General features: G+C 44.6%; 12 protein-coding genes. 6 read left to right on the forward strand and 6 right to left on the reverse strand.

What is annotated here, in order from left to right; all coding sequences use genetic code 11:
- Positions 1 to 309 precede the first annotated feature (309 nt).
- The 6 genes from NDJ01_RS04030 to sstT all read left to right on the forward strand — a co-directional run bounded on the left by NDJ01_RS04030 (position 310) and on the right by sstT (position 5,753).
- Positions 310 to 1,227, forward strand: coding sequence for a DUF368 domain-containing protein (locus NDJ01_RS04030; RefSeq protein ID WP_041853110.1), 918 nt, complete (start codon positions 310 to 312; stop codon positions 1,225 to 1,227).
- Between the two features lie 251 nt (positions 1,228 to 1,478).
- Complete coding sequence (locus tag NDJ01_RS04035; protein WP_257889568.1) at positions 1,479 to 1,904, forward strand: hypothetical protein; 426 nt, start codon at positions 1,479 to 1,481, stop codon at positions 1,902 to 1,904.
- Positions 1,905 to 1,913: 9 nt separating this feature from the next.
- On the forward strand, positions 1,914 to 2,528 hold the full coding sequence (locus tag NDJ01_RS04040) for an SCO family protein (RefSeq protein ID WP_006740812.1): 615 nt from the start codon (positions 1,914 to 1,916) through the stop codon (positions 2,526 to 2,528).
- A complete protein-coding gene (locus NDJ01_RS04045; RefSeq protein WP_046875700.1) occupies positions 2,518 to 2,826 on the forward strand; it encodes a PTS transporter subunit EIIB in 309 nt (102 codons plus the stop codon). The genes NDJ01_RS04040 and NDJ01_RS04045 overlap by 11 nt, the downstream gene beginning before the upstream one ends.
- 275 nt (positions 2,827 to 3,101) lie before the next feature.
- On the forward strand, positions 3,102 to 4,178 hold the full coding sequence (gene rsgA, locus NDJ01_RS04050; protein ID WP_253644133.1) for a ribosome small subunit-dependent GTPase A: 1,077 nt from the start codon (positions 3,102 to 3,104) through the stop codon (positions 4,176 to 4,178).
- A 357-nt stretch (positions 4,179 to 4,535) separates the two neighbouring features.
- Positions 4,536 to 5,753: a serine/threonine transporter SstT gene (gene sstT / locus NDJ01_RS04055; protein ID WP_005396770.1), complete on the forward strand. Its 1,218-nt coding sequence runs from the start codon at positions 4,536 to 4,538 to the stop codon at positions 5,751 to 5,753.
- Between the two features lie 72 nt (positions 5,754 to 5,825).
- Here sstT and pdxY read toward each other — a convergent pair whose 3' ends face one another.
- From pdxY to NDJ01_RS04085, 6 genes are all read right to left on the reverse strand, one after another.
- Positions 5,826 to 6,695: a pyridoxal kinase PdxY gene (gene pdxY, locus NDJ01_RS04060; protein ID WP_139060926.1), complete on the reverse strand. Its 870-nt coding sequence runs from the start codon at positions 6,693 to 6,695 to the stop codon at positions 5,826 to 5,828.
- 101 nt (positions 6,696 to 6,796) lie between these two features.
- Positions 6,797 to 6,985, reverse strand: coding sequence for an AbrB/MazE/SpoVT family DNA-binding domain-containing protein (locus NDJ01_RS04065; RefSeq protein WP_005396772.1), 189 nt, complete (start codon positions 6,983 to 6,985; stop codon positions 6,797 to 6,799).
- A gap of 147 nt (positions 6,986 to 7,132) precedes the next feature.
- Positions 7,133 to 8,443: a putrescine-ornithine antiporter gene (gene potE / locus NDJ01_RS04070; RefSeq protein WP_005396773.1), complete on the reverse strand. Its 1,311-nt coding sequence runs from the start codon at positions 8,441 to 8,443 to the stop codon at positions 7,133 to 7,135.
- A gap of 61 nt (positions 8,444 to 8,504) precedes the next feature.
- Positions 8,505 to 10,685 carry an ornithine decarboxylase SpeF gene (gene speF, locus NDJ01_RS04075; protein WP_258586284.1) on the reverse strand — a complete coding sequence of 727 codons (2,181 nt, stop codon included), beginning with the start codon at positions 10,683 to 10,685 and terminating at the stop codon, positions 8,505 to 8,507.
- Between the two features lie 408 nt (positions 10,686 to 11,093).
- On the reverse strand, positions 11,094 to 11,540 hold the full coding sequence (locus NDJ01_RS04080) for a helix-turn-helix transcriptional regulator (RefSeq protein WP_031780583.1): 447 nt from the start codon (positions 11,538 to 11,540) through the stop codon (positions 11,094 to 11,096).
- A 540-nt stretch (positions 11,541 to 12,080) separates the two neighbouring features.
- Positions 12,081 to 13,277, reverse strand: a complete 1,197-nt coding sequence (locus tag NDJ01_RS04085) for a tetratricopeptide repeat protein (RefSeq protein WP_046875696.1) — start codon at positions 13,275 to 13,277, stop codon at positions 12,081 to 12,083.
- Between the last annotated feature and the right edge of the window lie 29 nt (positions 13,278 to 13,306).

Below are 13,306 nucleotides of genomic sequence, written 5' to 3' on the forward strand. Positions count from 1 at the left end.
AAGACTTATTTTTGGGCACAGGATCTCATATAAAGTGAATTTGTCTATATAAAATATAGCAAAACGCAAATTAAATTATCAAATTGCATTTGCATAATGCAATAAACGTAGCCATTGATAGTACAGTTAATCATCTCAATAATGTAAACCAAATATTAAGATATCGTTGTATTTGAATCACCTCATAACCTGTAACAAAAATAAGCAATTACTTGGATATAAAACCCAGTAGCTACAGCACTATTTCATACTTTTTTCGTCGCAATGTTTGTATACTCTGTGCCATCGAAACGACTTAGCATTAGAGCAATGAACTACTTAATTACTTTCTTCAAAGGAATCGCCATGGGCGCAGCAGATGTTGTTCCTGGCGTATCAGGCGGCACCATCGCGTTTATCACCGGCATTTACGATACGCTGCTTGAGAGCATTCGACGCATTAACCCATCACTTTTCTCTATTTGGCGAAAAAAAGGGGTTAAAGCCGCCTTTAATCACATCAACGGTTTCTTCCTTATCGCTCTGTTTGCCGGTATTTTCACCAGCATTGCTACGCTAGCAAAGTTGATCACTTGGCTTCTTGACACACACCCGATCCCACTTTGGTCATTTTTCTTTGGTCTGATTTTGGTATCGGTCTATCACATTATTCGTCAGGTTGAACAACGTGATCTTATCCGCTTCGTGACTTTACTTGTTGGTGTCGGGTTTGCTTACAGCATCACCGTGCTTAAACCTCTGCACATGGAACCAACGGCTATTAACACATTGTTCGCTGGTGCTATCGCGATTTGCGCGATGATCTTACCGGGCATCTCTGGCAGCTTTATCTTGTTATTGATTGGGATGTATGCGCCAGTATTAGCCGCCGTGAAAGGTTTCCAAGTCGATACATTGGCGCTGTTTTTGTCAGGTTGTGTGATTGGTTTGCTGTCCTTTTCGCATCTATTGTCGTGGTTACTACGCAAGTTCCGCGATTTCACTCTGATGTTTTTGACAGGCTTAATGATCGGTACGTTACCAAAGATTTGGCCTTGGAAAGAAACCATCACTTGGCGCACCAATTCAAAGGGTGAGCAAGTGCCCTTGCTACAGCACAACCTATCACCGTTTGAATTTGAACACGTGACATCACAACCTTCTCAGTTAGTGCTTGCCGTTGTGATGATGCTTGCTGCCATTGCGCTGGTTTTGAGTCTCGAAAAATTCGCAGATTCAGACAAGTAACTGCGGTATCAAATCAATACGGAATCAACAAACAAGAACGGAGCCAATTGGCTTCGTTTTTGTTTGTTGGCTAAGAGAAAATCATCGCAATTGAAAATCTTTATGGGCTTGATTCAACAGCCCCTACACCGCGCGGTTATTTTGAACTCTGTCATCGAGGCACAACGCACAATTTATCTAGGCCACGAGTTGGCGAATGACGCTTCTGTGCTACGATGCAGGTAATGTTAAGTGATAAATGCTGAACCTTAATGAAAGTGTTACAAATCGCCGCTGTTTCAGTCGCACTGGTTGCGGGATTTTATGCCCCAACTTTACTAAAAAGCTTTTCTTCATCCACTCCGATCAAACCGATAGATGAGTATTGCTTTCTCTCTACTGCCTCTTGCGTTCAAGAGAATGTTACGATGACGCTCAACGCAGATACTGCTCAACCCTTGGTCCCTACTACTCTGAATGTTGAGTGGCACACAAGCGATGCTGAGCAACTCGTCCTAAGCCTTTCAGGAAGAGAAATGGAGATGGGAGAACCCAAGTTTTTACTGAAGCAAGTCACTCCCGGTCAATATCAAGGTGACATCATTCTGCCGGTTTGCACTCAAGACGCCATGACCTGGGTTGGTGAACTCAGTGATGGAGAGAGTACCGTTTACCCTGCTATAAAAATGCAAAGATAAGGAATCGTTATGAGCCGCAATTGGTCCCTATTTCTCGTAGTTGCTTTCGCCCTCGGGTTTGGCGTAAAAAGCTATTTAGATAATCAGAAAACGAAGCCAGAGCAAGTGGATAGTTCCACGTCTCAACAAACGGTATTGTTTGGGGAAAATAACCAAGCCGTCAATATCTTCGATGTGAATGACCCTCGCATTCGAGTCGTCTATTTTGGTTTTACTCGCTGCCCGGATGTTTGCCCAACTTCGCTTGCTATGCTAGCAGGAGCCCTAAATCAGATCGATGAAGCGCAAAAAGCGCAACTGCGCCCAATGTTCATTTCTTTAGATCCAGAGCGTGATGAGGCCGATGCCTCGGCGAAATATGCCCATTACTTCCATCCAATGATTGAAGGCCTATCGGCACCGCTTGATGTAACCACACCTTTGGCACACAACTATGGTGTTATTTTCCGCAAAACCGAATTGGAAGGCTCGGAGCTCAAATACACGCTTGATCACAGCTCTTACTTTTACTTCTTGAAGCCGGATGGCACGTTAATCACCAAGGTACCGCATACACTCTCGCCGGCACCGATTGTTGAAGCCATTTCAAAACTGACGACTGAAGGCTCCTCAAATGACAGTTAAGTCAGTGCTGAAACAGTTTTTCAGTTTCCTAACTCAAACCAACCCCAATGTCGAACAAGACGTCGATACGATCATTGACGCCATTGGGGGGATAGAAAACCTGCTAGAAACCGGAGCATGCGCGACTCGGCTGCGTCTTACCCTCAGAACGACGTCCATCATAGATAAAAATGCACTCAAAAATCATGGCGCACATGGCGTCGTGATACTGGATGAGCGTCATGTCCAAATCATATACGGCTTAAAAGCCAACACGTATTCGCAGATAATGGAAGAGCGCATCAACAAACAAAGCTAATATTTTCGCAGTATAGCTACCCTCTAAGAAAAAGGGCGGCTATACTCTCTTGGCTTAATTAATTCACTTATTTATTAACCAACGAAGAGGACACATGATGATTGTATTGAATAACACTAACTGGGCATCGCAAGGGTAACCCTAACCGCACCAATTACGTGGCATAGCCACAATTCCCCTTCTCTGCCCGGTCTTCACCGGGGTCAACTCTATCCGAATTAGACCCTAATGCGATTTGTATTAAGGCGCTTTTTTGCGTCTGGGATAATTCAACAATGAATCAAACACATACTTTTTGTGACACATTAATTTCAACTTCAAACCCACTAAAACGATTGGGTTGGAAACCATTTTTTCAGCAACAACTGACACTAGACGATTACGACGACACTATCTTTGCACGTGTGATTGCGCATCACCGAAGTGGTTACCTATTGGCGACAGAAACGGGGCAAGTCCACCTCAATGCCCACCACTCTCTACCCAATATGACCGTCGGAGACTGGGTTATCTTAAATGACGATCAGCAATTTGTTCGCTTACTGGATCGCTTGAGCCTCTTTAGCCGCAAAGCAGCGGGCAGCAAAGTGGCAGAGCAACTCATCGCCGCAAATGTGGATACCGTTTTTATCGTCTGTTCCCTTAACGACGACTTCAATTTAAGTCGTATTGAACGCTATCTCGCCTTGGCTCATGAAGCCGAAGTCGAACCCGTCATCGTCCTTTCCAAAGCCGATTTGTGTGACGACGTCAATGAACTCAAAAGCCAAGTACAGAAGCTAGACCCTCTGCTAGTCATTGAGACGGTCAACGGCTTAGATGCAGAAAGTACTTCTAAGCTCATGAGTTGGTGTAATGAGGGGCAAACCGTCGCTTTTATCGGTTCTTCAGGCGTTGGCAAATCAACTCTTGTGAATGCATTACTCGGGCAGCAAGAACAGGCGACTGGGCATATTCGTGAAGACGATAGCAAAGGGCGACATACAACCACATCGCGCTCTATCCATCTATTACCTGATGGCGGCATCTTGATTGATACTCCGGGAATGCGCGAGCTTCAACTAGCAGACTGCGAAGTGGGCGTCAGTGAGGCATTTTCTGACATTGAGGTTCTCGCTCAGCGTTGTCGCTTTGGTGATTGCCAGCATCAAACTGAGCCGGGTTGCGCAGTTCAAGCTGCGATTGAAAATGGCAAACTGGAGGTTCGTCGTTTCAATAACTATCAAAAACTATTGCGAGAACAAGCCTTTAACGGCGCGACTTTGGCAGAACAACGAGCTCAAAGTCGACAGTTCGGGAAACTCACTCGAAATGCCATGAGTGATAAGCGCAGGCGCCAACAAAGTTATTGATTTGTTACGTTTGAGTTGTCAATAAAATCAAAGGAGACGAAAGTCTCCTTTTTAACAACTTTATTAAAAACCATTACTCATAACTAATGATAATTTTCAACATAAAAATCCTATTTAAATAACATTGAGCAAACATTTAATCCAAAAACAAACTAAAACTAGACACAAAATATTACCAAGCTAAGATATGTGATATTCAGCAAGAAAATGGCTGAATTTATAAAAACAGGATAATTGATAATCATGTGTCTTAGTGACCAGAAGCAATGCTCACCCCTTGCAATACAAGGGCATTATCGCCGTGTAATGATGGACTATTGCCCTGCTCGCTCTGGCATAAAATTGCAGGAATGATGTATGCAACACAACAGCCTCGTTGCCCGATTTGCTCGTGGTAACCTCGTCGTCCAGATCCTTGTCGGTATTGTCTTTGGTATTTTGCTCGCCACAATTTCCCCAAGCCATGCCGAAAGTGCAGGATTAATTGGTAGCCTTTTTGTTGGTGCTCTTAAAGCGATCGCGCCAATCCTTGTGTTTATTTTGGTTGCCGCTTCAATTGCGAACCAAAAGAAAAACCAGCACACGTACATGCGTCCAATCGTTGTACTGTACCTGATGGGTACGTTCTTCGCGGCGCTATCAGCAGTGGTTCTAAGCTTCCTTTTCCCGACCAATTTAACGCTTGTCACCGGCGCTGAAGGTGCAACGCCGCCTCAAGGTATTGCTGAAATTCTACGCACACTGTTGTTTAAACTGGTCGACAACCCAGTAAATGCACTAGTAGAAGCAAACTACATCGGCATTCTTGCTTGGGGTGTGGGTCTGGGTCTTGCGCTACACCACGCATCTGCAACAACGAAAGCCGTGTTTGAAGATCTCAGCCACAGCGTGTCTCACATTGTTCGCTTTATCATTCGTCTTGCACCATTTGGTATCTTTGGCCTAGTTGCTTCAACGTTCGCAACAACAGGCTTTAGCGCACTAGCAAGCTACGCACACCTTCTGGCGGTTCTTCTTGGCGCTATGATGATCATCGCACTCGTTGTAAACCCGGCGATCGTGTTCGTTAAAACTAAGCAAAACCCTTACCCACTTGTATTCCGTTGCCTACGTGAAAGTGGTGTAACCGCGTTCTTCACTCGTTCAAGTGCGGCGAATATCCCAGTAAACATGGCACTATGTGAGAAGCTAAAACTGGACGAAGATACGTACTCAGTATCTATCCCACTAGGTGCGACCATTAACATGGCTGGTGCTGCAATCACTATCACAACGCTAACGCTTGCAGCTGTGCACACTATGGGTATCGAAGTTGATCTACTGACTGCGCTACTGCTCAGTATTGTGGCTGCGGTTTCTGCATGTGGCGCATCAGGTGTTGCAGGTGGCTCGCTACTACTTATCCCACTTGCGTGTGGTCTGTTTGGTATCTCAAACGACGTAGCAATGCAGGTTGTAGCGGTTGGCTTCATCATCGGCGTGATTCAAGACTCTGCTGAAACTGCACTAAACAGTTCAACAGACGTTGTCTTCACAGCAGCAGTTTGTAAATCAGAACAGCAAAAAGCTCAGTAAGACTGACAGAACAAATAGAAAGGGGAGCCGATGATGGCTCCCCTTTTTTATATACTAATTATTTGCGCTCAATTACGCGGTGACCAGAGCCACCTCTTCAATTGAGAAATGCTTACTTGGCTCAACAAACTCTTGCTGTGCCGCGATAGTTTGCAGCTCCCACTCCCCTGCATGGTAAGTGGCGCTTAATACCCCGTAACACGCGTCATGGCAGTGTTGGAAAGCTTGTTTAGGAGACCAACCCTTCAATAATCCAGCGGTGAAGATAGCCGAAATAAGATCGCCTACACCCACAGGTTGTTTGACAAACTCAAACTGAGGGCGCTTCGCTAAGTAAATGCCTTCTTGCGTTGCCAGTAACATGTTGAAGCTGCCATTCTCTAGGCAGTAAAGGTGCTTCACTAGCACTATTTTTGGACCTTTCGCTAGTGCACGTTGGCATGCCGTGATCGCATCGTCTAACGAGTGGATTTCCATCTCTGCAAATTGGCTTAGCTCGAACTGGTTAGGAACGATCACATCTGCCATTGGCATCAGACGGTTTAACAAGTTTTCTGCAATACCCGGCGCCACAATACAGCCTTTGTCTGGCGCGCCCATCACAGGGTCGCAAACATAAAGTGCGTTCGGGTTCGCTTGCTTCACCTTCGTCACGGTTTCTTCAACAGCAAGGCACTGCTCTGCGCTGCCTTGGTAGCCCGTCAACACCGCTTGGCATTTTTCCAATGCACCGATGTTTCCAAGACCACGAACTAACTCGCTGATGTCTTCAGCCGCAAACGCTCGCCCAGTCCAGCCTTCTTGATACTGCGTGTGGTTAGAAAATTGAACGGTATGAATCGGCCACACTTCGAAGCCCATGCGTTGCATTGGGAAAACGGCACTGCTGTTACCAGCATGACCAAAAGAAACATGAGATTGTATAGAGAGGATACCTTGCATAGTACCTTACCTCTTATTGTTGTTATCGATAGTTCAAAGACAGCGGCAAGCGCCAGTTTTGCGAAACCAGTAGTGTATCCGACAAACCAAGATTCTCTAACTCAATTCTCGTTAACTTCTTCAGAGTAAGTTGGAGCGCTGGTTTTCAACACCATCTTCTTGATTTCCATTTTGTCTTTATTCAGTGCGATTTCTAGGGTATCTCCTTCCCTTATCCCGAGTTGAGTCAGGATTACGCTTGGAATGACTACGGCGGTATCGTCACCGATTTTAACAGGTTGACTTATCATCTTTCGTCCTCCAAATGTCGAAAATGAGTTTTCACATCATTGGATATTTATTCCCAAGAGCCTTGTTCTGACTTGGGCTTGGCATAAGCGCCTAAAAACAAAGAGCCTTCCACACCGCGTTTGGGAAGGCTCTTTCATTATTATTTTTTAATTTGCTAAAGGCTCATGCTTGGCAGCAATCAGACCGTAAGCACTCCAGCCTAGGAAAGTGACGATTGAGCCCCACATCATCGCTTCGTAGCCAGAACCATATAGCGCGTAGAAGCTGTATAGGGAACCAATCAGAGCGATAATGTTGGTGGTTTTCATCTCGCGCTCTGGCACGTGCGCCACTTGCTGCATGATGAAAATTGCGCCCATACATAGGATGTAAGGAATAACGTTCGTTACTACCGCTAGGTTAACCAGCGCTTCGAACTGCTCGTTCAGCGTTGGAGAAATAGTCATTAAAGACAGCACCGATTGGATAACCGTGATGGCCACCATACCTTTGATTGGCGTACCACGTTTGTCCACTTGAGAGAACAATTTAGGGAAGAAGCCCGCATCAGAAGATGATTTGAACACTGACGCGATAGTGAACTGCCAACCTAATAGAGAACCCGCACAAGCCAATACCGCCATACCAGCAACCGCTTTACCTGCTGCTGAGCCAAGCATCACAGACCATACGGTTGAGAATGGTGCGGTAGAAGCGGCAAGCTCAGAGTTTGCAACGATACCAGAACAGATGTTTGTCGATACAATGTAAACCACCGCAGCAATCAACGTACCGCCCAATACTGCGATTGGTACGTTCTTCTCTGGGTTTTCTACCGCTTCTGAGTTCGCACATGCCGATTCAAGACCAAGAAACGCCCATAGTGTCATGGCAATAGAAGCACTCACAGCTTCACCAAATGGTAGGTGGTGTGGGTTCCAAGCTTCTATGTACATGGTTGGGTTAAACCAGAACCAACCAACAATACCTAGCGAACATACCGGTAGGATCACACCCCATACCGTGAAGGTACCGATTTGACCTGTGATTTTCGCACCACCGAAGTTAGCGAAAGTACAAATCCAAAGAATGGCGATGGTGTACAAACAGGTTTCGACCGGAGATAGGGTCACTTCAAAAAATGCGGAGCCGTAACCCACACAGGTAATCGCGATCGCAATATTCGCAATAAGGAGCGACAAACCGTAAGTCCAGCCCGCCATAAACGCACCCGATTTACCGAATGCGTAAGACGCGTAACCGTTCATACCGCCGTCACGTTTACTAAAGCGACCACATTTTGCAAACACATAAGCCAACGCCAAAGAGCCCGCTGCCGTGATCAGCCAAGACAACACAGAAATGGTGCCCACTTGCGCCAGTTTACTTGGCAGCATGATAATACCGGAGCCAGCCATATTGATGAACGTCAGAATGGTTAACTGCACCACCGACATTTTTTTAGTTTCAGTACTCATAAATTATTCTCCACGAATAAGCGGTTCGCACCGACGCCGGAGCGTGGTGCGAACGGGTAGATTAATCTTTTAGGACATAGCAATGTGCGGTAGTGCGACCGTCGACATCTTCAAGGTACACACCTTGAATTTCTGGCGCGAAGCCTGGGAATCGGTTGATGCCTTCTTCTAGAGATAAGAAGTAATCCACCACCTGTTGAGTCCAGATTTCACCAGTGATCACACAGATAATGCCTGGAGGGTAAGGCAGTGCACCTTCGGCGGCTACGCGGCCGACGGCCTCTTTAAGTTGTAGGTAATCGCATTCACCGCGGAAGTATTTACGTGTTGCCACGTCTGGTTTGTGAACCATTTGTGGGAAGTATTCACTGCGGAACATCGCTTTTTGTAGCTGTTTCACGTTCAGCTCTTTGTACATGTCATGCATTTCCTGACATAGCTGACGGATGGTGTAACCACGGTAGCGCTCTTTGTTCGCTTCGTAGACGCCTGGTAGCACGATACTGAGAGGTGCATCATCACGAATGAATTTTTCAAATCGGTTGATTTGCGCGACAAGGTGACGGATCTTACCCATATCTTCCGCTGGAGTGAGTAGGAACAAGATGGAATTCAAGTCACACTTCTCAGGGATGATGCCGTTTTCGCGAAGGAAGTTCGCCAATAGCGTTGCCGGAATACCGAAATCTGCGTAGCTGCCGTCTTCGGCAATACCTGCCGTGGTTAGCAACAATTTACATGGGTCAACAAAGTATTGACCTTCGCCATAACCTTCAAACTTGTGCCAGTTTGCATCTGGCTCGAACATGAAGAACTTCTTGTTGGTCGCGATCACATCAGTGTCGTAACTGCCCCAAGGTTGACCTTCAATTTCATTTGGAATGAACGGACGAATTAACTCACAACTTTTGAGAATTTCTTTACGCGCTTCGATACCTGTCTTAACTGCGTCGCTCCATAAACGTAAGCCTGCTTCACCATCGTGGATCTTCGCGTTCACATCCAATGCAGCAAACAACGCATAGAAAGGAGATGTCGATGCGTGCATCATAAACGCGTTGTTAAAGCGTTTGTGATTGCAGTAACGAGCTTGGCCTTTGATATGGCGGTCTTTTTTGTGGATTTGCGACGTTTGAGAGAAGCCAGCTTGTTGCTTGTGAACTGACTGAGTCACGATCACACCCGCATCTTCTGGTTTCAGATCCAGTAGCAGTGGCGAACAATCTTTCATCATAGGGATGAACTGCTCGTAGCCTACCCATGCCGAGTCAAACAAGATGTAGTCACAAAGGTGGCCAATCTTATCCATGACGTAACGAGCATTATAAATTGTACCGTCGTAAGTCCCCAACTGGATGATGGCCAGGCGGAACGGACGTTCATCTCGTGCACGCTCTGGAGATACTTTCGCGATTTGAGCACGAATATACTCTTCATCGAAACAGTGCTCATCCATACCACCAATGAAGCCCCAAGGGTTACGCGCCGTTTCTAGATAAACTGGCATACCACCCGCTTGGATTAACGCGCCGTGGTGATTCGACTTGTGGTTATTGCGGTCGAACAATACCAAATCACCTTCAGTTACTAGCGCATTACACACCACTTTATTTGAAGCAGAAGTACCGTTAAGTACGAAGTAAGTTTTGTCAGCGTTAAATACTTTTGCAGCGTGTGCTTGCGCTTGGTGTGCAGAACCTTCGTGGATCAGTAAGTCACCTAAGTCCACGTCCGCGTTACACAAGTCGCTACGGAATAGGTTTTCGCCAAAGAAATCGTAGAATTGTTTACCAGCAGGGTGTTTTTTGAAGAACTGACCACCTTGGTGCCCTGGACAGTCAAACGCCGAGTTACCCATCTCAACGTAGTGCGTTAATTGCTTGAAGAAAGGAGGGAGCAGACGACACTCATATTTAGTCACAGCTTCATTAATTTGACGGCAGTAGTAATCGATAGATTGTCTTTCTAAATCAATAACCCCCGTTAACCAAACGTAATCTTCTGCCGAAACTGGAGTTTCATCGGTCACTAAGAAAACAGGAATTCCGTACCCTGTTTCCGAAATCATTCTGTGCAGACCCGCTTTAATGTCTGCTGACGTAATAATAGCCGCACCAACGTCGGTTAATTCAACTTGTTCTAAAGGCAGTAAGTGACGATTAAATTGTTCATCTAAAGATTCAGCTAATAAGCTAAAGTCTTCAGGCATGTAATTACTAACACCTATAATTAAACGTTTCATTTGAAATATCTCTTTTTGTTCTTTAAAAATGACAAGGACAGATATTACAAACGAAATATTTATTTAAAATTCAAATTACAAATTTCGTGATTAAATTTTCATATTTAAAAGACTTATTTTATCGAATTAAAATTTAGAGACTTTCATCACTTTCCAACTTCTATCTCAATGATATTGAAACGCACCTAAAAGGAAAGAACCTTCAATAATTATGTGACAACGCCCATTATTAAAAAGAAGGTTATTATAAGAAAATAAAGTTTTGAGATTTCCATCACTATATAATAAGTTAAATTATATTATTGCAGTTTAAAACACTCCACTTTTAACCAAATTTAAACACATAATAAAAGAGCCATCAACACATGTATTGATGGCTCTTTACTTTGGATATAAAGAAAAAACAACTTAATTGAATAAATGACTATCTAGCTTGACTCCACCATTCGACCATTGCTGATAACGCTTTACAGACATGCCTGACGAGTACATGGTATGTTTACAATCCATACACTCAACAAAATACAACCCACTCATTCCTGCCATAACGTGCAGCCTTCGGCTATCGCAGCGCTTGCAGGACAGGCGCTTTACTTTGGTGTTGACGTCAATACGCCGAGCAAAGTTTAACGTTTCGTGAGAGCATAAAGCGTCAACAGCACTATCTTTAAAAGGATGCTCACTAAGTAAATAATTAATGGCGTAATCGTACACCGGGGGGATTGAAGATTTTCCACTTTCAATATTACTTATCTTAGCAACGGAAACGCCTAATAAAGAAGCGAACTCAGCCTTACTGTACTCTAAGATAAATCTTGAAGAGATGAATTTATCTGCACTAATGATTCTCAACATACACAAATCTCTAATAGAAATAAAAACAGAGCAAACTAATTCGCTCCATTTCTGCTGAAACATGTAATGAAAAAGTTACTTCCTAGTGTAATTCTGCATATTATCTATGCTATTTTATTTTGTACGTCATCTTGCGCCTAATTAATTATAAAATCAATAATCCATGCCTAAATATAAAAACACAATTTAAGATTTATAATACAATTTTTAATTTACATTATTAGATAAAGTAATGAATACTATTCACCTATTACTCTGGGCATCAAGTATTGCTCTTCAATCATTATTACTATCAATTGAAGAGACTTGATGTGAGCCCAACAGGAGAAGTAGATAAAGAGGGAAATCCCTCTATTTGAAGATAAACATATCCCGCCTTAGCGAAGTACTAAAAATGTGTTGAAAAATCGAATAAATAGTATGCAATCAAGTAAATAAATCGCTTAGATAAGTTTACAGTCTGTAATTGTGATCGACAGAGATACTGAGACAGAAAGGCAAAAGAAAAGCCTCAATTATGAGGCTTATGGATAAGATAAATTATGGTTGAAGGAAATTCTGCGTGAAATCGAGCGCCTCTTTAGAGAGCTTTTTTTCGGTAGACGATGTGGTTGTCTGTCCTTCCGTCGTTGCTGTGGTCATGTCTGGCTGGAAGTTCGGCGCCGATGCTTCATCCCATGCGTTAGCATCGTCTTTATTTTCGTCACTCAGCACCGCGTTAAGCTCCTCCTCTGCAGGAAAGTACGCTTCGCGTTTGTACACCTTGTTCAGCGCCCGAATAATGGAATGCTTTCTTACCATCCCTGACGCCAGCTTTCTTTGCAACGGTTTCGCTATAGATTGCAATCCAACGACGACGTCAACACCAATATTGGTTGCCACTTCGTCACGCAACGTGCGCGCTGGCTGGTACCCCATATTGGCAGCAAGAAACAGCCAAACATAAGCAATCGCATTGCCTGTTTTACCTTTGTCCTTCCACGCTTCGCCAGCATGATACATCGCCTCGGCGCTGCCACCTTCTGCGGCCCTTTCAAGCCAATAGCAGCCTTTGACCATGCTTTTTTCTGTACCAACACCATTTAGGTAACATAAGCCAACTTGGATCTTTCCGTCCGCACTGTCTTTTTCAGCCGCTTTCATAAACCAATAAAGCGCATCTGCACTGCGTCCTGCACTATTGTCTGGTGAAAGTTGCCACTCACCCATATAAAGCATGGCATCAATGCAGCCTTCCTCGGCTGCGGTTTCAATCAGTTGGTTACCTTTGGGAATATTTTTTTCCGTTCCGCGACCAAAAACCAACGCTTTGCCTGTCGCAAATTTCGCTTCGGTATCCCCTTCCATTCCGGCAATGGCGGTACGCCAAAAGTTTGCCTGCTCTTTTAAAATCACATCTTCACGCATGCGCTCACTCAAGCGAACAATACCGTACATTCCCGTCACATTGTCCAACTTAGCGGCTTTATCATACCAATACAGCGCTTGACGAATGTTGTCCTTCTCAGCTTCTTTCGCTAGAAATAAAATGGTGGGGATATGTCCGGTTTCTGCTTTGAACTCACGCTCTTTACGCTCTTGCTCTCGCGCTTTTTGCATCGCCTTTCGATAAGCGGCTTCGCGAGCTTTCCTCTCTGCCTCGAGTCTCTGTTTCCGCATCGACAACGAGATCATCCACACAAATATCAGGACGAGTGAAAGGCCAGTTGCCGCAATGGCAATGCCCATACTACTCATAAATAGCCTCTTTTGGTTTCAGGGCCCAA

It is taken from the genome of Vibrio sp. HS-50-1 (assembly GCF_024747315.1).
GTDB lineage: Bacteria > Pseudomonadota > Gammaproteobacteria > Enterobacterales > Vibrionaceae > Vibrio > Vibrio diabolicus.